20 protein-coding genes are annotated in these 19,715 nt (G+C 37.1%); 10 read left to right on the top strand and 10 right to left on the bottom strand.

Annotated features, from left to right (window positions below):
* The first annotated feature begins 85 nt into the window (after positions 1 to 85).
* The 7 genes from RHP76_RS04875 to RHP76_RS04905 all read left to right on the top strand — a co-directional run bounded on the left by RHP76_RS04875 (position 86) and on the right by RHP76_RS04905 (position 7,041).
* Positions 86 to 1,300: an ATP-grasp domain-containing protein gene (locus RHP76_RS04875; RefSeq protein ID WP_062675071.1), complete on the top strand. Its 1,215-nt coding sequence runs from the start codon at positions 86 to 88 to the stop codon at positions 1,298 to 1,300.
* A 111-nt stretch (positions 1,301 to 1,411) separates the two neighbouring features.
* Positions 1,412 to 2,125: an alpha/beta hydrolase-fold protein gene (locus RHP76_RS04880; protein WP_120231385.1), complete on the top strand. Its 714-nt coding sequence runs from the start codon at positions 1,412 to 1,414 to the stop codon at positions 2,123 to 2,125.
* A gap of 56 nt (positions 2,126 to 2,181) precedes the next feature.
* On the top strand, positions 2,182 to 3,135 hold the full coding sequence (locus tag RHP76_RS04885) for an ATP-grasp domain-containing protein (RefSeq protein ID WP_311229615.1): 954 nt from the start codon (positions 2,182 to 2,184) through the stop codon (positions 3,133 to 3,135).
* 31 nt (positions 3,136 to 3,166) lie between these two features.
* Entirely contained in the window at positions 3,167 to 4,288 is a 1,122-nt protein-coding gene (locus RHP76_RS04890; RefSeq protein ID WP_110010304.1) for a carboxylate-amine ligase, read from the top strand.
* A 32-nt stretch (positions 4,289 to 4,320) separates the two neighbouring features.
* Entirely contained in the window at positions 4,321 to 5,154 is an 834-nt protein-coding gene (locus RHP76_RS04895; RefSeq protein ID WP_311229616.1) for a type 1 glutamine amidotransferase, read from the top strand.
* A gap of 226 nt (positions 5,155 to 5,380) precedes the next feature.
* Positions 5,381 to 6,559, top strand: a complete 1,179-nt coding sequence (locus RHP76_RS04900) for a hypothetical protein (RefSeq protein WP_311229617.1) — start codon at positions 5,381 to 5,383, stop codon at positions 6,557 to 6,559.
* A 23-nt stretch (positions 6,560 to 6,582) separates the two neighbouring features.
* Entirely contained in the window at positions 6,583 to 7,041 is a 459-nt protein-coding gene (locus RHP76_RS04905) for a hypothetical protein (protein WP_311229618.1), read from the top strand.
* Between the two features lie 243 nt (positions 7,042 to 7,284).
* On the opposite strand, the gene RHP76_RS04910 is transcribed toward RHP76_RS04905, so the two are convergent.
* From RHP76_RS04910 to cphA, 3 genes are all read right to left on the bottom strand, one after another.
* Positions 7,285 to 7,698, bottom strand: a complete 414-nt coding sequence (locus RHP76_RS04910; RefSeq protein ID WP_311229619.1) for an N-acetylmuramoyl-L-alanine amidase — start codon at positions 7,696 to 7,698, stop codon at positions 7,285 to 7,287.
* Positions 7,699 to 7,926: 228 nt separating this feature from the next.
* Positions 7,927 to 8,076, bottom strand: coding sequence for a hypothetical protein (locus tag RHP76_RS04915; protein ID WP_157885777.1), 150 nt, complete (start codon positions 8,074 to 8,076; stop codon positions 7,927 to 7,929).
* Between the two features lie 396 nt (positions 8,077 to 8,472).
* Positions 8,473 to 11,103 (bottom strand): cyanophycin synthetase, encoded by a 2,631-nt coding sequence (cphA, locus tag RHP76_RS04920; protein WP_123279878.1) that lies wholly within the window; start codon positions 11,101 to 11,103, stop codon positions 8,473 to 8,475.
* Positions 11,104 to 11,301: 198 nt separating this feature from the next.
* On the opposite strand from cphA, the gene RHP76_RS04925 reads away from it, so the two are divergent.
* The 3 genes from RHP76_RS04925 (at position 11,302) to RHP76_RS04935 (ending at position 13,642) form a co-directional block, all read left to right on the top strand.
* Complete coding sequence (locus RHP76_RS04925; RefSeq protein WP_034695508.1) at positions 11,302 to 12,192, top strand: cyanophycinase; 891 nt, start codon at positions 11,302 to 11,304, stop codon at positions 12,190 to 12,192.
* A 271-nt stretch (positions 12,193 to 12,463) separates the two neighbouring features.
* Positions 12,464 to 13,306, top strand: coding sequence for an isoaspartyl peptidase/L-asparaginase (locus RHP76_RS04930; protein ID WP_062675080.1), 843 nt, complete (start codon positions 12,464 to 12,466; stop codon positions 13,304 to 13,306).
* Between the two features lie 99 nt (positions 13,307 to 13,405).
* Entirely contained in the window at positions 13,406 to 13,642 is a 237-nt protein-coding gene (locus tag RHP76_RS04935; RefSeq protein WP_034695510.1) for a YtxH domain-containing protein, read from the top strand.
* A 96-nt stretch (positions 13,643 to 13,738) separates the two neighbouring features.
* Here the strand turns inward: RHP76_RS04935 and RHP76_RS04940 are convergent, their stop codons facing one another.
* From RHP76_RS04940 to RHP76_RS04970, 7 genes are all read right to left on the bottom strand, one after another.
* The gene (locus RHP76_RS04940) at positions 13,739 to 14,530 is read right to left on the bottom strand and encodes a class I SAM-dependent methyltransferase (protein ID WP_311229620.1); all 792 of its coding nucleotides are present in this window, start codon (positions 14,528 to 14,530) and stop codon (positions 13,739 to 13,741) included.
* 60 nt (positions 14,531 to 14,590) lie between these two features.
* Complete coding sequence (locus tag RHP76_RS04945) at positions 14,591 to 15,127, bottom strand: PH domain-containing protein (protein WP_311229621.1); 537 nt, start codon at positions 15,125 to 15,127, stop codon at positions 14,591 to 14,593.
* A gap of 62 nt (positions 15,128 to 15,189) precedes the next feature.
* Positions 15,190 to 15,837: a GNAT family N-acetyltransferase gene (locus tag RHP76_RS04950; RefSeq protein WP_311229622.1), complete on the bottom strand. Its 648-nt coding sequence runs from the start codon at positions 15,835 to 15,837 to the stop codon at positions 15,190 to 15,192.
* Between the two features lie 18 nt (positions 15,838 to 15,855).
* The gene (locus RHP76_RS04955) at positions 15,856 to 16,704 is read right to left on the bottom strand and encodes a PH domain-containing protein (protein ID WP_311229623.1); all 849 of its coding nucleotides are present in this window, start codon (positions 16,702 to 16,704) and stop codon (positions 15,856 to 15,858) included.
* 11 nt (positions 16,705 to 16,715) lie between these two features.
* A complete protein-coding gene (locus tag RHP76_RS04960) occupies positions 16,716 to 17,576 on the bottom strand; it encodes an SHOCT domain-containing protein (RefSeq protein WP_120232213.1) in 861 nt (286 codons plus the stop codon).
* A 188-nt stretch (positions 17,577 to 17,764) separates the two neighbouring features.
* Positions 17,765 to 19,135: a histidine--tRNA ligase gene (gene hisS, locus RHP76_RS04965; protein ID WP_311229624.1), complete on the bottom strand. Its 1,371-nt coding sequence runs from the start codon at positions 19,133 to 19,135 to the stop codon at positions 17,765 to 17,767.
* 122 nt (positions 19,136 to 19,257) lie between these two features.
* On the bottom strand, positions 19,258 to 19,710 hold the full coding sequence (locus RHP76_RS04970; protein ID WP_277695597.1) for an HRDC domain-containing protein: 453 nt from the start codon (positions 19,708 to 19,710) through the stop codon (positions 19,258 to 19,260).
* Positions 19,711 to 19,715: the final 5 nt, after the last annotated feature.

Consider the following 19,715-nt stretch of genomic DNA (forward strand, 5'->3'; position numbering starts at 1 on the left):
TACAATATTTTATTTTTTGATATTAATAAAATAATATATAAATGCTTTTATTTTTGAAAATTCACTAAATCTTAAAAAACATTATATGGAGAAGAAAACTATTGTGTGTATTTCGTGCTATTACAAAGGCTACGATTTTATGGACGAAATGAAGAAGCTCGGCAATAAAATCATCCTTGTAACCTCCGAAAACCTCAAAGAAAAAAACTGGCCCTGGCACGCGATTGATGAAACATTTTATATGCCCGAGCTCAAGCCTTCCGTATGGAATCTGGAACATTTAATTCAGGGATTTTCCCACCTGATGAAGACCAGAAAAGTAGATGCTGTGGTGGCTTTGGATGATTATGATGTTGAAAAAGCCGCATTAATCAGAGAGACCTTCCGTATTCCCGGTATGGGACAGACAACCCACCGGTATTTCAGAGATAAACTTGCCATGAGGCAAAAAGCAAAGGATTCCGGGATCAGCGTTCCTGAATTCACCGCTGTTTTCAATGATCATGAAGTGGATGAATTTACAGACCGCGTTCCTGCTCCATGGGTACTGAAACCAAGGTCTGAAGCATCAGCATCGGGCATTAAAAAAATAACTTCCAAAGAACAGCTTCTTGAAGCCCTGGAAATACTGGGAGAAGAGCGTCATCTTTTTTTACTGGAAAGTTTTAAACCCGGAGATGTTTACCATGTGGACAGTCTTACTTTTAACAAAAAAACAATATTCACTTCTGCCTCAAAATATCTTGCTCCTCCTATGCAGGTTTCTCACGAAGGCGGGGTTTTCAGATCCAAAACATTAGGAAGATATTCCGAGGAGTTTAAGGCACTGGAAGATATAAATGCCAGAGTTCTTTCCAACTTCGGACTTGTCAACGGAGCCACCCATACAGAATTTATCCGTGGAAAAGAAGATGGAAAATGGTATTTCCTTGAAACTTCATCGAGGGTTGGCGGTGCTCATATTCCTGACCTGGTTGAAGCATCGAGTGGTATCAATATCTGGAGAGAATGGGCCAAAATTGAAGATGCTCTTCTTAGAGGAAATGATTACAGCGTTTCTCCCCCCACAGGCTATTATTCAGGTCTGATCGTTGCCCTGATTAAAGATAAAGAACCGAATTACAGCAGTTTTGAATGCGAAGAAGTTGTCAAATTTCTTCCGATAGACTATCATGTCGGAATTGTCTATAAATCCGGAGACGCCTCTGTTGTACAGGACAGGCTGGATTCTGCTGCTGAAATGATTCATGCGGATATGCTGAATATTCTGCCTCCGAAAGGTAATAAATTGAGTTCTTAACAATGAAACTTGACATTGATATTCAAAATGTTATCGAATTCATAATATACAATCTGATCAAAGATTCCCTCCTAAAATGTAATTTAGAAAAGATAAAACCAAATAAGAAAAATGCCTCACATAGAACATACAGAGTATTATTCAAATATATTGGGAACAAGTCTCAAGGTAGAAGTGACCGGGCATTACGGCCATCCTATCATCATGTTTCCAACTTCCCAGGGACAATATACCCAGAATCATGATTTTCATCTTAACGGAAGTATCAACTGGTTTATAGAACAGGGAAAAGTAAAGCTTTACAATGTACAGACCATCGACAGCTGGAGTTTTTATGATGAAAAAATCTCGCCTCAGCAAAGAATAAGGAATTATGAACGGTATGTACAGTTCCTGGTCCAGGAATTCGTTCCTTATATCCAAAAACTTCACAAAACCCACCGCGTTGCCGTTGCAGGAGCAAGTTTCGGGGGCTATCATGCCGCTAATTTTGCTTTCAGATTTCCGGATTTGGTTTCTCATCTGTTTTGTCTTTCCGGCGCCTTCAGTATAAGGAATTTTATGGATGGCTACTCTGATGATCTGGTATACTTCAACTGTCCGAGAGAGTTTGTAAGAAATGATGAAGCCTGGAAGTATAAACACATGCATATTGTACTGAGCACTTCTGATCAGGATATCTGCAGGGATAAAAATGTTGAAATGGCTGAAATCCTCAGGATAAAAGGCATAGATTTCTGGTACGATGAAAGAAAATGGATAGGTCACGACTGGCCGCTATGGAGAATGGTCTTCCCTACCTTCATAGGAGCATTTTTCTCTTAAAAACAATAAAAAAAGACAAATAGAAAAAATATACACCCACCTTAAAAACAAAAATTATGACAAAAAAAGTAGGAATTCTTTTCGGTATGGAAGACACGTTTCCCTGGGCATTTATAGAAAAAGTAAATGAAATGGGAGGTGGCGATATCATCGCTGAACCCGTTACTATTGATAAACTGGAACAGGGTGCAGATTATGGTTATGCAGTGATCATCGACAGAATTTCACAGGACGTTCCCTTTTACAGAGCTTATTTAAAAAATGCTGCCCTTAACGGCACTTATGTCATCAACAATCCGTTCTGGTGGAGTGCTGATGAGAAGTTTTTCAACAATGCCCTGATGTCCAAACTGGGAATTCCACTTCCTAAAACGGTTTTACTTCCATCACACGAAAGACCGGACAATACTTCAGAAACTTCATTCAGGAACCTGAAATTTCCTCATGACTGGGAATATATCTTCAATTATGTAGGGTTTCCTGCCTATATGAAGCCTCATGATGGCGGCGGCTGGAAAAATGTGTACAGAGTAGAAAATCCGGATGATATTTGGAACAAACTGGGAGAAACCGAGCAGCTGGTGATGATGGTACAGGAAGAAATTATCTTTGATGATTACTACAGAGTGTACTGCCTGGGCAGAAAATATGTCCATATCATGCCATATGAGCCGAGAAATGCGCCTCATTTAAGATATGCCACCACGCATCAGACCCAAGGTGAAGAACTTGAAAAATTACTGAAGACTATTCATGATTATACAATTAAAATGAATCAAGCTTTAGGATACGATTTCAACACCGTGGAATTTGCTGTAAGAGACGGTATTCCTTATGCAATTGATTTCTGCAACCCGGCTCCTGATGCAGACCGCAATTCTGTAGGAGAAGAAAACTTTGCATGGATCATAGAACATGCTGCCAAACTGGCTATTGAAAAAGCTAAAGAATATGTTCCGGGGAAACCTAACATTGCCTGGGGAACATTCGTGAAGGATTCCATTAAATAACATTGAAAAAGAATTAAAAAACACAAAATAAATGCATCATCAGTTTACTATTGGGATTGAAGAAGAATATCAGATCATCGATGTGGAAAGCAGAGATCTGGTTTCTCACGTTTCAAAAATCATTGAAGGCGGCAAAGCGGTTTTAAGTGAAAACTTAAAGCACGAAATGCACGAATCCATGATTGAAATGGAAACAGGAATCTGCCAGAATATTCAGGAAGCCAGAACTGAATTAACGAATTTAAGGCGTCACCTCATCAATATCGCCCATGAACAGGGACTTCGTGTTTCCGGAGGTGGTACTCACCCATTCTCTCACTGGTCTGAAAACAATATCACTCAGGGAGAAAGATACATTAAAATCGTGGATGATATGGGAGATGTGGCCCGTGAAAATCTTATTTTCGGACTGCATGTTCATATTGGAATTCCTAATCGTGAAGAAGGCGTAAGAATTCAGAATGTGATGAGATATTTCCTTCCTCACGTCTATGCTCTTTCGACCAATTCACCCTTCTGGATCGGAAGATATACAGGTTTTAAATCGTACAGACAGGAAATTTTCGTCAAATTCCCGAGAACCGGTATACCAAGTTATTTCAACTCGCTGGCAGAATTTGACAGCTATGTAGATCTTCTGGTAAAAACAGGAACCATCGACAATGCCAAGAAAATATGGTGGGATTTACGCGTACATCCGTTCTATCCAACTATCGAATTCAGAATCTGTGACATGCCATTAAGAATTGACGAAACCGTTTGTCTTGCGGCCATAATGCAGAGTCTTGTTGCCAAAATCTATAAACTGCACCAGCAAAATCTCAGCTTCAGAAGCTATAGAAGATTACTGCTGAACGAAAATAAATGGCGTGCCTCCAAAAGTGGTATCGAAGCCCATCTCATCGATTTTGGGAAAGAAGAATCCGTTCCTTATCCTCATTTATTGAAAGAGCTTTTAGAGTTTATTGATGATGTGGTAGATGATTTGGGATGTCGTAACGAAGTGGAATACGCCTGGAAAATCCTTGAAAACGGAACCGGTGCAGACCGGCAGCTTCAGATCTTTAAGGAAACAGGTGATCTGACGAAAGTAGTTGATTATATGATCTCTGAAACGGAGTATGGCATCACCCATGGTGAACCTGCTTCATAATATTTTGGTAACTTTGCAAAAAATATGATGTAATGAAAGATATTCGAATTGCTCTGCTGGACATGAACAACAATCATGTGAATCAAGGTTTTAGAAATATTAAAGAAATTTCCGAAACTTTTCAGCAGAACTCTGAAGAAAATGTGGTGATCAAAACGTTTGATGTAAGATATAAAGATGAAATACCTGAAATAGAAGACTTTGATATTTTCATTTCTTCAGGCGGGCCTGGCAATCCACATCGTGAAGGTCTGGCCTGGGAAGACAGATTTGCCCATTTCCTAGATGCTGTTTTCGAGCATAATCAATACCATGAAGATAAAAAGTACCTTTTCCTGATCTGCCATTCATTCCAGCTGGCAAGTATCCACTGGAATCTGGGAAATATCTGCAAAAGAAAGTCTTATTCCTTCGGGGTAATGCCTGTTCATAAAACAGAGGAAGGTAAAGAAGAATTCTTATTCAAAAATCTTCAGGATCCTTTTTATGCGGTAGATTCGAGGGCCTACCAGTTTATAGAACCGGATCACGACCGTTTCCAAAAATTGGGAATGACCATCATGGCGATTGAAAAATTCCGTCCTCATATCAACCTGGAAAGAGCGGTAATGGCCGTTCGTTTTTCGGAGGAAATATTCGGGACACAGTTTCACCCGGAAGCCAATCCTGAATCTCTGATCGAAAACCTGAAGGATGAAAAGAACAAGGAAGCCATGATCGAAAATTTCGGGATGGAAAAATATCTTGAAACGATAGACAGAATAGACGATGAAGATAAAATCATTCTGACCAGACATCAGATTCTTCCGAGATTCCTTCAGTTTGCAAAAAAAAACATTTTGAAAGAAGCTGAATCTTTGGTTTAATCAATACAAACCACAAAAGTCACAAAAGGGATTTGGGTATTACAATCATAAAAGCTGTTGAGAAGAACACATAAGCTTTCTTGAAAATCAAAGATTTCCCAATTAAATAGGTATTTTATAAAAGTGTATTATAAACTTTTATATTCTAAAACTTTTGTGCCTTTTGTGGTAAAATCAAATTGGACATAAACGTCCGTTTTTTTTACCATCACAAAAGAAAAAAAATATGATCCCAGAATACAGAAAACAGTTCAATCAGGAGTTTTCAGATGAAAAATACCATCAACTCAAAAATATACTGACTGAAAAAGGTGGAACAGCACCTGGTTTCAGAGTTTCAGAAAGCCCGATTTTTCTGACTAAAGAGTTTGAGAAAAAACTGATCGATGCCAGTGAAAGTATCATCAGCCAAATTAAAGCAATGCCGGCAGAACTCCTTCAAAAAGCCATTCCTGAAAACTGCAGAGTTCCCAATGATACCCATCAGCCCCATTTTTTCACCATAGATTTTGGAGTATGCAAAAGTGAAAACGGAACAATAGAACCTCAGCTGATAGAGCTTCAGGCATTTCCTTCTTTGTATGCTTTTCAAAAAGTATATGAAGAGACCTATTGTGAGGTTTATCCTTTTCTTTCGGAGATCAGAAATCCTATGTCCCATGATACCTTTAAAAACTATTTGAAGGAACTGATTGTAGGTGATGAACATCCTGAAAATGTAATCCTGCTTGAAATCTTTCCGGAAAGACAAAAAACAGCTATTGATTTTGCTCTCACAGAAAAATTAATTGGCATCAAAACGGTATGTCTGACGAAAGTAAAGAAGGAAGGGCGAAAGCTATACTATGAAAATAATGGTAAGCTAACCGAAATCAAAAGGATCTACAACCGGGTTATATTTGATGAACTGGATAATATTCCTGATCTTACTACAGAATTTGATTTCCGGGAGGAAGTGGATGTCCAATGGATCACTCATCCGAATTGGTTCTTCAAAATCTCAAAGTTCCTTTTGCCTTTACTGAAGCATGAGTTTGTTCCAAAGAGTTATTTTCTGCATGAATTCCCGGAGCATGAAAACCTTGAAAATTTTGTACTAAAACCATTGTTTTCATTCGCAGGAAGCGGAGTTAATTTGAATCCTACGAAAGAAATTACCGACTCTATTCAGGATAAGGAAAACTATATTTTGCAGAGAAAAGTGTTCTATGAACCAATTTTTGAAGATATCAACGGAGATTTTGCAAAAGCGGAGATCCGTTTGTTGTATATTTGGCGGGAAAACGACGAACGCCCTATCCTATTGGAAAATCTGGGAAGAATGACTAAAGCCGCCATGGTGAATGTAGACTTCAATAAAAAAGATGCCATCTGGATTGGTAGTTCGAATGCTTTTTTCGGATAAAAAACTTATAAAACTAATACTACATGGAAGAAAGATCAACACCTTTCGCAGAATTTGACAACAACGTTTTAACACGAAGAAGAGACTTATTACCTACCTGGATTAAAATTTTCCTATGGATCTTTTTAATCGGAGGCGCAGTAGCTGCGTGTTTATTGATAGCAGGGTCTCTGATCACTCAAACCTCTTTATCATTATACGGGATGAATGCCAATCATCCGTACTCAATGACAGGGCTTTTGATCTGTTCTTTGTTCCTGTTCAAAGGTATTGTAGCCTACGGACTTTGGTTTGAACAAAAATGGGCACCACAGGCTGCCATAGCAGATGCCATTATCGGGATTGCTGTTTGCCTTATTATGATGGCCATTATTCCGTTTATGTACCCATCAATCAGCTTTACCCTCAGATTAGAACTTATTCCTTTGTATTTTTATCTTAAAAAAATGCAGAGTATAAAGACAACCTGGGAAAGCTTATAGAAACAAACCTCCGAAGTATCGGAGGTTTTATTTTTTACTCCTGAAGACCTCTCAAAACATAAAAAAATCCCCCAAGAAGGAGGATAAAAAATTGACATGTACGCTATGTTTTTTTACAAACATTGTAAATATACGGATAGACTGCAAGTATACCCTACGGGAAACCGTAATGATTGATTTTGAATCGTTTGTATATTAGGCTTTCTTTAAAGCTATTTAAAAACAATCTTGTAGTACTTCAGCTTATGATAACTCAGCATATTCTTTCTTAGCATCAAAACTTGGACAAGCTTTCTGAACATTTGGAAAATCTCTATGTCCCTGAATTTTAGCTTTAGGAAATATTGATTTTAATTCTCTTAACAGCTTTACCATAGATTTTTTTTGCTCTTCCGTTCTTGTATCTTTTGGATGGTTGCTTTTATCAATGCCTCCGATGTATGATATATTGATAATTTGAGAATTCCACCCTGCAACGCCATTGGATATCTGATCAATGGGCAAAGTGTTTACTATTTTTCCATCAGCTTTTATCATATAGTGATATCCTGGATTTTTCCATTTCAGGTTTTCCTTCCAATACCTTTTAATGCTCTCTATTGTAACATCTGGTTGTGTGGCTGTACAATGTATAACGATGTAATTGATTGTTCTCATGGATTTCATTTTATTATTTTGAGCAAAATTAAACTTGTAACTCCCAAAATAGTGAAGGAAAAACACCCTATTTTAAATTGACAGGTAAGACAGCTGAAAACCAGGGAAAGCTGATAAAAATTATGTAGAAAACAATATATCTCAGGAAGAAGTCCATAAAGTTTGGGCGCAAATGTTCAAATTTTGAAATATAAGAACAAAAAATCCCTCTTAGTGAGGGATCGTTTTTTATAAATCGGGACATGCCATTTCATTATCATGCGGAATGCAGACTTTTTCATTCCATGGCACCGGGCAATCATGCCAGCCTGGAGGACATCCTCCTTTTCCGTTAATACCTCTTAATTTCTCCTTAGAGATTTTCTTTAAATTTTTCATGGTTTTGATTTTAGTTTAGAAATTAAATATATAAAATATTCTCCATTTGGAGATTTAACATAAAAAAAATAATCTTTACGGATTTCCGTAACAAAGAAGGTTTAAAAATAACTGTTGAATACACCAAATAAAAAATCCTCCCAAACAGGAGGACATTAAAAAAACTTGACTTGTACTTTTAGTTTATACAAACGCTGTAAATATACGGAGAGACTGTAGGTATACTCTACGGGAAACCGTAAGGATTAACTTTTAATTGTTTGTACAGTAGTCATCGCAGACATAGCCTCTATTTTTAATCAAACAAACTTCGATCTGCTATAGCAAAATAGATAAAAAAATTGCAATACGTTTTTTATTCCGTATTGCAATTGTAATAAGTTTTATAAGGATGTCTTACAGGTTTTTATCGTCTTCCAGCAATTCCCTGGCCTGGTATTCCTGAACCAGATCAATGGCATTGGAAATAACATCACTTAAAGCCGTGATAAATGTTCCTTCTTCTGCCATACCTATTGCATGCTTTAAAGCTTCAATCTCTTTAGGAATAATCTCATAACTAACGTCTCTGCCTGCAGCATTAATCCCATCAATAATCAATCCGTTGATTTCCTCTTCCGTTCTTCCACGAAGATGTTTCTCATTTCGGATGATGATATAATCAAACATTCTTCCGGCAATTTTTCCGCATTCTCTGATATCATTATCTCTTCGGTCTCCGACACCGGATATAATACCGATTTTCTTTGTAGATTCTATGTTTTTCAGATAATCTTCAATGGCTTCGTATCCTGAAGGATTATGGGCAAAGTCGATCAGAACTTTAAAGTTTTTGAATTTAAAAACATTCAGTCTTCCCGGTGTCAGCTGGGCACTTGGAATAAAGGTTCTCAAAGAATTGGAAATATCCTCAATCCCGAATCCGTAAAGGTAACTCGCCAAACTGGCTGCCAATACGTTTTCAATCATAAACCTGGCCTTTCCTTCCATCGTTATCGGGAAGTCTTTGGCTTTTCCTATTCTGATTTTCCAGTCACCTTTTTTGATGGTTACAAAACCTTCCTCATATACACAGGTTATCTTTCCTTCTTTAGCAAATTTTACAATATGAGGATTGTTTTCATCCATACTGAAAATAGCCACATTAGAATCGAGATCACTCACAATCTTCATGGAATATTCATTATCGGCATTCAAAACACTCCAGCCGCTCTTTTTCACGCTATCCAGTACTACACGCTTTACTTTGGTAAGATCCTTCAGACTGTGAATATCATTCATTCCCAGATGATCTTCTTCAATATTGGTCAAAACTCCGATATCACATTGTGAAAAACCAAGTCCGGAACGTAAAATTCCTCCTCTGGCTGTCTCCAGAACGGCAAATTCTACGGTAGGATCTTTTAAGATAAACTCTGCGGAAAGTGGTCCAGTTGTATCTCCTTTTGACAGCATGGTATTTTGAATATAAATTCCGTCCGAAGTCGTAAATCCTACTCTGTACCCATTGCTTTTTACAATGTGAGAAATAAGCCTTGTGGTGGTGGTTTTTCCATTGGTTCCTGTTACCGCAATGATGGGAATGGTAAAAGGTTTTCCCTGAGGATAGAGCATATCAACCACCGGAGCAGCCACATTTCTTGGTAATCCTTCACTTGGGGCAAGATGCATTCTGAACCCTGGTGCAGCATTAACTTCAATAATTGCTCCGCCACTTTCCTTTAAAGGCTGGGTAAGGTTCTCTGCCATCACATCAATACCGCAAACATCCAATCCGATAATTTTAGAAATTCTTTCAGCCATTGTGATATTTTCCGGATGCACCATATCTGTTACATCAATGGAAGTTCCTCCGGTTGAAAGATTGGCCGTTGATTTAAGATAAACCACTTCTCCTCTTTGAGGAATTGTTTCCAAAGTATATTGAAGTTTATCAAGTAATTCTAAAGTGTCTTTATCAACTTCAATTTCGGTAAGAACATTTTCATGGCCATAGCCTCTTCTCGGGTCTTTGTTTTCTTTTTCAATAAGCTGCTGAAGATTCAGTTCTCCGTCTCCCACAACATGGGCTGGAACTCTTCTGGCTGCAGCTACCATTTTATTATTGATCACCAGTACACGGAAATCATATCCTGTGATATATTTCTCAACAATTACTTTTCTGGAATATTTCTGAGCATGTTCAAGACCTATCTTGGCGGCATCCCAGTCGTTGACATTGATAGAAGATCCTTTTCCATGGTTTCCATCCAGAGGTTTAATAACAATGGGATATCCGATTTTTCTGATCACAGCGTTTAAATCTTCTTCATCTACTACCAAATCTCCAATCGGTACAGGAATAGCTGCATCGTGAAGCATTCTTTTGGTTAATTCTTTATTACAGGCAATATCTACCGCAATAGAACTTGTTTTTCCGGTAATTGTAGCCTGAAATCTTTGTTGGTTCACTCCATAACCAAGCTGAACCAATGAGTTTGTTCCCAGTCTTATCCATGGAATTCTTCTGGATGCCGCTTCTTCTACAATACTTCCGGTAGAAGGTCCAAGACGTACACGCTCCCTGATTTCTTTTAATCTATGAATACATGCATTCAAATCATAATCTTTGCCTTCAATCAGTGCTTCTGCAATTTTTACAGATTCTTCTGCAGCATAAATTCCTGCATTTTCTTCGATATAATTAAATACTACATTATATACTCCGGGAGTTTTTGTTTCACGGGTTCTTCCAAACCCTACATCCATTCCTGCCAGGGTCTGTATTTCCAAAGCGATATGCTCAATGACATGTCCCATCCAGGTTCCTGTTTCCACTCTATGGAAAAAACCTCCTTCCACTCCTTCCGAGCATCGGTGCGTCATCAATGATGGGATTAATTTTTCAATCCTTTCCCGAAATCCTTCGATTTTATTGGTAGGATAATTCTCCATTTCTTCTAAGTCCAACCTCATCTGTATCAGCTTCTTTCTTCTGATGCTCCAGATGTTAGGACCTCTTAGTGCCTGAATCTTTTCGATTTTCATAGTCTATTGGCATTTTAACAGTTAACAATAACTCCTTTCAAAGCCAAAGATAATGCAAAACCCTAAACGAAACTATACCACATTTAAAGATTCGTTAAAAAAAAATTAATTTTAATTAACATTCTTAAAACATTAAAAATCAACTAAAGATGGCATGAATTTCGCCAAAGAATGTTAATTATTTTTTAATTTTGTACCATGACGAAACCTGTTGGAAAATTAATAGTTATCGGAGGCGCTGTAAACAAAGGAAGTTTTGCTGAAACCGATTATGATCAGAATATCGAAAAGAATCTTAATTTTTTTGAGCGTGGGATCTTAAGAAAGATTATCAACGAATCGAAGCTAAAGGAGAATTCTGTCATTGAAATTGTTACTACCGCTTCTCAAATCCCTCAGATCGTAGGTTCCGAGTACAAAAAAGCATTCGAATTTCTTGGAGCTAAAAATGTAAATGTTCTGGACATCCACAATCGTGAGGAAGCCAATTCTGATGCAATGGTCGCAAGGGCCAACGCTGCCGATGTCATGATGTTCACCGGAGGAGATCAATTGAGACTGACTTCTATTCTTGGTGGAACAAGATTTCATGATACCGTTTTATTAAAATACCAGGAGCAGGATTTTATTTATTCCGGAACTTCTGCGGGTGCAGCGGCAGCTTCTGAAAATATGATCTACCAGGGAAGCAGCTCTGAAGCCTTATTGAAAGGAGAAATCAAAACCACTCAGGGCTTGGGGCTAATCGATAATGTTATTATTGACACTCATTTTGTACAGCGGGGAAGAATCGGGCGTCTTTTCCAGGCAGTAGTCAACAATCCGAGAACTCTGGGAATCGGATTGGGTGAAGATACAGGACTTTTCATTCATAATGACGTTATGACAGCTGTAGGTTCAGGTCTTGTGATCTTAGTTGACGGAAGGTTTATCAAAGATACCAACCTTACCAATATCAACCTTGGAGAGCCTATTTCTATTGATAATTTAACGGTACATGTCATGTCTATGAATGATCATTATGATCTTACGACAAAAACACTGACAATTGAGAATTCGCAGTTTAATCCTATTCCACAGGATAAATAGAACAACAAATACAGCTATACAAACGGGACCTCGGTTCCGTTTTTTTATTTAGTATACATATTTCAAGTTGGGCTAAAGCCAATGGATTTAAAACGTTTATTGTAAGGCGGGCTAAAGCCCACCCCCATTTGATGTTGATATCCAGATGCATAATAGTTGCTTAACAACAATATCTTTTATCTTTTATCTTTTATCTTTTATCTTTTATCTTTTATCTTTTATTAATTAACTTCGTACAAGAAATCATTTATCAACCATCATCTTTAATTTTATGAAAGTTATTATCCACGGCGGTTTTTTCTCTGAAAGCGATCAAAGCCATGAAGTAAAAACAGCAAAACAGGAGTCATTAAAACAAATTGCTCAAAAGGCATTCGATTATCTTAAGACACATTCGGCTTTTGATACGGTTGCTTATGCCGTTTCATTACTTGAAGATGATCCTTTATACAATGCAGGAATCGGTTCTCAGATCCAGAGTGATGGTGTTATCCGTATGAGTGCTGCCATTATGAACGGAAATACTCAGAAACTCAGTGGTGTGATTAATATTCAAAATGTACAGAACCCTATTTTTGTGGCTAAAGATCTTATCAATGAAGACGATAGGGTTTTAGGAGGAAATGGTGCTAAAATTTATGCTACGGAAAATGGTTTTGAAAGTTTTTCTACAGAAATTCCCCAGAGAAGAAAAGAATACGAAGCCAAACTGGCCAATGGAGGGAAAGGAACTGTAGGCTGTGTAGCGATTGACCGGGAAGGAAAACTAGCTGTTGCCACGTCTACTGGAGGAAAAGGTTTTGAAATCCCCGGGAGAATTTCGGATTCTGCCACTGTGGCTGGAAATTATGCCAATGCTTTTTGTGCAGTAAGCTGTACCGGTGTAGGTGAAGATATTGTCAGTAATGCTACTGCAGCAAAAATTGTAACGAGAGTTACCGATGGAATGAGCCTTCAACAGGCTTTCAGTAAGACATTTGATGAACTTGCAGTCATTGATGGGTTTGCAGGAGCCATCGCAATTGATAAAGAGGGAAATATATATCATCAGGATTCCTATCCTACTATGGTTTTCGCCAGTTTTGATGGTGAAAAACTTGAAGTCTTTTCCTAAATTTAACATTTATTTATAAGTCCATTTATTTTTTTGGCACGTATTTTACATTATTCATAACAACAAATTTTAATATTAATACTTAAAAAAATAGAAATCATGGGAAACAAGACAAAAGGCTTATTAGCTTTACTAGGATTAGGTGCATTAGCTTACTGGAAATATAAGAATTCAAGCCCTGAAGATCAACAAGCGGTAAAAGATAAGATCAATACAGCTAAAGATAATCTTAACAAATGGGGAAATGACCTTAAGAGCAAAGCCAATGATGTTGCTTCCCAGGTTCAGAATAAAGTAGACGAAGTAAAGACAAAAGCTGAGGATTCCCTAAGCTAATCAACACAGAGCAGTTTTTTTAACATTCATATATAGGAAAAAAGTCATCGTAGTAATACTACGGTGACTTTTTATTGTAATGCAACCCTGAATGTTTTATTTTTTCTGTGCTATAAGCGCATATACAAGAGGTATTTTATTTCCGAACTGCGGTATTCTCCATTTTCCTGTTTCAAATTCTTCTACATGTCTGAAACAAGGATATGGAGACCAGTCAATTTCCCGAAAAACATTCAGTTGTAAATCTTTTTTTATTAAATTATCGAGAACTTCTGCTAAGGAGTGGTTCCACATGACATATTCCTGCACGATAGGTGCAGACTGATCTGCATAAGTACCTTCATAGGTTTCTACAATCGGTTTCTCATTGAAATAATTGTAAGCGACTTTTGTAAAGTCGTCATCAAACATCCAGACAACAGGGTGAAATTCTGCCATAATGAATTTACCTTCCGGTTTTAAAAAATGATTGATAATTCCAGCCCATTTTTCAAGATCGGGAAGCCATCCAATTGTACCGTAGCTTGTATACACAATATCAAATTTCTGATCCAGAACGTTCGGCAAATTATATACGTCTGAACATATAAATTCTGTATCTGTACTACATTTCTGTGCGAGCTCTCTGGCGGTATCAATCGCTTTATCAGAAAGGTCAATGCCGGTCACATTTGCTCCCATTCTTGACAGGGAAATAGAATCCTGTCCGAAATGGCACTGCAAGTGCAGAATACTTTTTCCTTTTATATCTCCAAGAAGCTCCAGCTCTATGGAGTTCAGCGAAGTCCTGCCTTTTAAGAACTCATCTACAAAGTAAAAATCCGATTTCAGATGAGGTTCTACTTTGGCATTCCATGATTTTTTATTAATTTCTAAATAATTTTCCATTGCTTTAGTTTAAAAATGGGAGTTCCACCCATCAAGTAATTTCATTATTCAACACAATGATTACAATTTCTCCATTAATTTTTTCTTTTGATCCAGAAATTCTTCGTCACTTAGAACTCCGGATTCCTTTAATCTTCCCAATTGTTCCAGCTGATCTAAAATACTAGGTTCGGATTTACTCTGAAAATGTTGTTCCGGACGGGACATGAAATCTCTTACTTTTTCACAGAACAGTTCAGCATGGTACTTTCCTACTCCATCAATTTCTACTACGTCATCAGTCACCTGAATATCTATGGAAGCTAATAAAAATTCTGTTTCATATTGTATGGAGCTTATTTTGCTGTAAGAAAAGTCTTCTACTTTCAATCCGTATATGAACTCCTTATCCACAAAAATCAGTCTTCTGTCTGTGGCTACCAGGATGATATGATGGTGGTTCAGTTTATTTCTGCCTTCTACGAGATAGACAATTCGTTCGTCCGGTGAAAGGATATCCGGTAATTCACGAATTTCTTTCCGGGCAAATATGGTAGGGCTGATATCCAGTTTTTTAAGTTCTTCTTTTATTTCGTCAAGTCTTGATTTTTCACTCATAGCGTTAGTTTTTGGGTCTAAATTACTCTTTATAAGTAATTAAATTTAATTCAATAAAAATATTAGTCTTCTAATGGTATTACAATGGAAGTATGCAAACAGTATAGCTTCCAGCCTAAGGTTTCATACAACAGCTTTCCTTCTTCCGTTGCCACTAAAATATTCTTGTAAAAACCTTTGGATAAAGCGATCTTCTCCAGTTCTTTCAATAAAAAACGGGCAAGCCCTTTCCTTTGATGACTTTTTTCGGTAATAATCCTGTCATACACAGCAACATCATCTATAAGAGAGATACGTCCTATAGAAGCCTGCTCACCATTCTCCGCCACAATCGTGATAACAAAGGTTGTATTGTAATCAGAAAATTCCAGATGGTATCCTTCTGCAAGACTTGTATCCGGAAATTCCATTGGATGAAAACAGGTCATCATATATCCCTGCGATTGTAGTTGCCATCTTTCAGGGATTTTACTGATCAATTCATCAGGAGAAGTTGATACTTTCAGATAAATCCAGGGCTCATCAATTGAGTTGGTAAGTTGGAAAAAATCATCATTAAGCTCAGGAAATACAAAACGTTCTTTTTGTTTTTCATCTCCTACAACCACATGAAATCCGGATTTATAGGATACAGGAAAAGATGTTTCTCTTGACAGGCACCATCCTTTCAACCAGCTTTCTACAATTTTTGAAGATACTTTACCCTTCATGTTTTGGTGTTAAAAATTTTATTTTAGTTGCTCCAATAATTTCTTTTTTTGCTCTGTAAATTCTGCATCGGTTAAGATTCCATTTTCTCTCAGTTTTCCTAACTTTTCAAGCTGATTAAAAATTTCTTCTGATGAAACTGAAACACTTCTCTTTGCAGAGCCGATTTGTTTTGAAGATTGTTCCTGTGGATTATTATAAATGTTTTTTATTGTATCATAGAACTTCTCAGCATCTTCCTTATCCATATAGCATTCAAACTCAACTGTTCTTTCTTCCAGATGCAGCTTAATAATGGGAGATCTAGGATGGGTTACAAAGCTCAACAACTTTATGGTTTCATTAGGGTAAATATTGATTTTTGCTGCACCAAACATGCCTTTTGATACAGAAATTAACCTCAATGGCGTTGCTACCAATACTCCGGCATCCAGTGTATTGACAAACTGAGCATCTGTAATCGCAATGATCTGTTCTTCTTCAGAGATAAGATAAGGAAGTTCCTTGATTTCTCCTTTGGTAAAGACGGAGAGATTAGCATGAAGCCTTTCCAGTTCATTCTTTATTTTTTGGTGTCTTCGCTTATAAACCTCTTTTGAGATTTGATGAGAACCGGAATCTATGGCTGCAGGAAGAGTCTTTCCTACCGTCATGACTGTCTGAGCTGCTTCAGTGTCTTCTGTATTCAGCATATTATTGATATCGTCAATGCTGAATTCATTAAGATTATAAAGCAACTCATCATTGATATCGCTTATTTTATTTAAACATTTATTGCATAAAACATTACCGTCTGAAAGCTTATTGGCTCCCAAAAGCGTATCCATGGATGTTAACTCTGTAGTACACAATGCACAATTATTGTTCATTTCTTCTTCTTTTATAATTTATCAAGCAGTTTTTTCTTTTGTTCTGCAAATTCCTCATCAGTTAGAACTCCAACCTCTCTAAGTTTCCCCAATTTTTCCAGCTGCTCAAAAATTGCATCTGAATCAACCTGATCCTTAGAATAGACATTTTCCTGCACCAGATCAGGAATCTTTTGAGTAAATGCTTGAAATGGACTTGAATTTTGCATGAATTCGTTTTCAGTATAAGTGGTACTTCTGCTTTGAACACTGGAAAATGCTCGTCCGTCATTTTTATTATGCAGCTTAAACTCCGCTGAACCTCGGTAAGTATTGATTTTAAGTATTGAGTATAAAAGGTTTTCATCAAGATCAATGGAAGAGACATCCTGAATGAGAAATTCGTTTTTTACAACGCCACCCAGAAATTTTTTATCGATGAAAGCAACTCTCTTTTGAGTTGAAAATATAATTCCTTCTCTGTTGCTCTGAACGTCTATGCCTTCTGCGATAGCCAATAATTTTTCATCTCTGTCCAATACATTAGCCAATTCATTCACTTCTTCGTTAGCAAAAACGCTCAATCTTGCATTAAGGCCAACGATCTGATCTTTTATTTCATCCAGTCTGGTAGGTGCATCATATTGGTAACGGCTGTTAGCCATAGATTGAGATCCCGAATTCTGGCTGGCATCAATTTTACTTTTCAGAATCATTCCTGTAATTTCTGCAAAATAGAATTGGTCAAGATTATTGATAAGGTCTCTATTGATGGTAATGGCTTTAGTAAAACATTCTGCACACAAATAACCGCCATCAGCAAGTTTATTTTTGTCTACAGACATGTCGGTAGGCGTCAGCGGTGTTCCACACAATGCACAAATAATAGTCATCTGGTTTTTATGTTTAAAAGTTTTTATGAATACAGAGCATCATTTTTTACCCTGTCTTAACGTCGACTCCAAATTACAAATTCTGAACCGATTGTAAAGATCAAAAGTATTTAAATCTTAGCATCCATCAAACAAAACAACCACAAAATTACTTTTGCGGTTGTTTTATTTTTTATAGATGTATCGTATTATTCTCCTAAAAACTCTTCTAAAGAAACCGTTTTCTGTATTCCGGCTTCAATATCTTTAAAAGTAACGGTATTATTTTTAATTTCTTCTTCACCCAGGAAAACCAGATTCTTTATGCCTTTCTTTTCTGCATAGGTAAACTGCTTGTTGATCTTTGCATTTTCAGGGTATAGTTCTGCAGAAATCCCTTTAGCTCTTAGCTTCATGATCAGCTTTAATGCATCAGTGATTTCTTCACCTCCAAAGTTAGCAAACAGATATTCTATTTTAGCTGATGCTTCTTCAGGGAAAAGGTTCAATTCTTCCATTACCAGATAAATTCTGTCTAATCCGAATGAAATTCCAATTCCAGGAATATTTTTCACTCCAAAAACTTCAGTAAGGTTATCATATCTACCGCCGCCTCCGATGGATCCCATAGCAACTTCATCTGCTTTCACTTCGAAGATCGCTCCGGTGTAATAGTCCAGGCCTCTTGCCAAGGTAATATTGAAGACCAGGTTTTGAATATCAACACCAAGGTTCAGAGATTGTGTAAGAACAAATTCAAGTTCTTCTACTCCTTTCAGGCCGATTTCGTTCCCTGCAAATTTTTCTTTCAACTGAAGAAGGTTTTCAAGAGCATCGTCTGACTGGCTGAATAAGAAATCCAGTTTATCAATAGATTCCTGAGAGATTTCTCTTTCTAATAATTCTTTTACCACTCCGTCTTTCCCAATTTTATCCAGTTTATCCAATGCTACAGTAAAATCAATCAGTTTATCTGTGATTCCTGCATATTCTGCCAATCCGGAAAGAATCTTTCTGTTGTTCATATGAATGGTTACAGGAACTTTCAGATCAGCAAAAGACTTCAGATATAACTGAACCAGCTCCACTTCCTGTAATAAACTCTCACTTCCTACAACATCAGCATCACACTGATAAAACTCTCTGAATCTTCCTTTCTGAGGTCTGTCTGCTCTCCAAACCGGCTGGATCTGAGAACGTTTGAAGGGAAATGTCAGTTTACCATGATGCATTGCTACGAATCTTGCAAAAGGTACAGTAAGGTCATAACGAAGGGCTTTATCTGTAAGACTTTCCGCACTGAAAGGTTTGTCTAATGCTTTCTGAAAGTCATGAAGCATCTGATTCTTTTTCTCTTCTTTCGCTTCATTGATACTTGAATTTAAAATTTTAAAAATCAAGCGGTCACCTTCTTCTCCGTATTTTCCTGTCAACGTAGAAAGGTTTTCAAAACTTGGAGTTTCCAAAGGTTGAAACCCGAATAATTCAAAATTATTCTGTAAAATATTGATGATATATTTTCTTCTGGAAACTTCCTGTGCCGTAAAATCTCTCGTCCCTTTTGCTAAACTTGGCTTCATTTGTTGTATGTCATTTTGATAAATGCAAAAGTAAGGAATTGAAAGGAATTTTACATAGTATAAAAAGCTGAAGAAAGACTTCCCTCAGCTTTTCCTTTACTATTATCAATTATTCCAAAAAATCATACGCTTTCAAGAATTTCAAGAATTTCTTCGCCATAATTTTCAATCTTATGCTTTCCAAACCCTTTGATTTCAAGCAACTCCTCTTTCCTGGCAGGTTTATACTTGGCTACAGATATCAATTCTTTATTACTCGCAATGAAATAGGTGGGCAGATTCTGTTCTCTGGCTTTTTCTGATCTCCAGAGTTTCAGAGCATCCAGAATCTTTTCTTCATCTGTATTCAAAAGATCATTCTCTGCAGAATATTTAATTGCCTTAGGCTCTTTTACTGTATTTTTTGTCAATTTTAAGTCTTCAAAATACAATATTACAGACCAATATTTTTCTTCACTCACAAAAGCTGTTTCTACTTTCATGATCTCATTACCTTCCAGAAAATCATCCAGCATCTTCTGATCTTTGTAGAGAAATTCTTCAGGCAGCCTGATTTTAAAAATTTTCACTCTCATCATTT

The organism is Chryseobacterium sp. SG20098, from assembly GCF_031844745.1.
GTDB classification, from domain to species: domain Bacteria; phylum Bacteroidota; class Bacteroidia; order Flavobacteriales; family Weeksellaceae; genus Chryseobacterium; species Chryseobacterium cucumeris.

Coding starts and splice junctions, on each gene's coding strand:
- RHP76_RS04925 (WP_034695508.1), top strand. CDS start 11,302: ATGACGAAACCTGTTGGAAAATTAATAGTTATCGGAGGCGCTGTAAAC.
- RHP76_RS04940 (WP_311229620.1), bottom strand. CDS start 14,530: ATGGAAAATTATTTAGAAATTAATAAAAAATCATGGAATGCCAAAGTA.
- cphA (WP_123279878.1), bottom strand. CDS start 11,103: ATGAAAATCGAAAAGATTCAGGCACTAAGAGGTCCTAACATCTGGAGC.
- RHP76_RS04970 (WP_277695597.1), bottom strand. CDS start 19,710: ATGAGAGTGAAAATTTTTAAAATCAGGCTGCCTGAAGAATTTCTCTAC.
- RHP76_RS04960 (WP_120232213.1), bottom strand. CDS start 17,576: ATGACTATTATTTGTGCATTGTGTGGAACACCGCTGACGCCTACCGAC.
- RHP76_RS04900 (WP_311229617.1), top strand. CDS start 5,381: ATGATCCCAGAATACAGAAAACAGTTCAATCAGGAGTTTTCAGATGAA.
- RHP76_RS04890 (WP_110010304.1), top strand. CDS start 3,167: ATGCATCATCAGTTTACTATTGGGATTGAAGAAGAATATCAGATCATC.
- RHP76_RS04945 (WP_311229621.1), bottom strand. CDS start 15,127: ATGAGTGAAAAATCAAGACTTGACGAAATAAAAGAAGAACTTAAAAAA.
- RHP76_RS04875 (WP_062675071.1), top strand. CDS start 86: ATGGAGAAGAAAACTATTGTGTGTATTTCGTGCTATTACAAAGGCTAC.
- RHP76_RS04930 (WP_062675080.1), top strand. CDS start 12,464: ATGAAAGTTATTATCCACGGCGGTTTTTTCTCTGAAAGCGATCAAAGC.
- RHP76_RS04915 (WP_157885777.1), bottom strand. CDS start 8,076: ATGAAAAATTTAAAGAAAATCTCTAAGGAGAAATTAAGAGGTATTAAC.
- RHP76_RS04895 (WP_311229616.1), top strand. CDS start 4,321: ATGAAAGATATTCGAATTGCTCTGCTGGACATGAACAACAATCATGTG.
- RHP76_RS04880 (WP_120231385.1), top strand. CDS start 1,412: ATGCCTCACATAGAACATACAGAGTATTATTCAAATATATTGGGAACA.
- RHP76_RS04950 (WP_311229622.1), bottom strand. CDS start 15,837: ATGAAGGGTAAAGTATCTTCAAAAATTGTAGAAAGCTGGTTGAAAGGA.
- RHP76_RS04885 (WP_311229615.1), top strand. CDS start 2,182: ATGACAAAAAAAGTAGGAATTCTTTTCGGTATGGAAGACACGTTTCCC.
- RHP76_RS04955 (WP_311229623.1), bottom strand. CDS start 16,704: ATGAACAATAATTGTGCATTGTGTACTACAGAGTTAACATCCATGGAT.
- hisS (WP_311229624.1), bottom strand. CDS start 19,135: ATGAAGCCAAGTTTAGCAAAAGGGACGAGAGATTTTACGGCACAGGAA.
- RHP76_RS04905 (WP_311229618.1), top strand. CDS start 6,583: ATGGAAGAAAGATCAACACCTTTCGCAGAATTTGACAACAACGTTTTA.
- RHP76_RS04910 (WP_311229619.1), bottom strand. CDS start 7,698: ATGAGAACAATCAATTACATCGTTATACATTGTACAGCCACACAACCA.
- RHP76_RS04935 (WP_034695510.1), top strand. CDS start 13,406: ATGGGAAACAAGACAAAAGGCTTATTAGCTTTACTAGGATTAGGTGCA.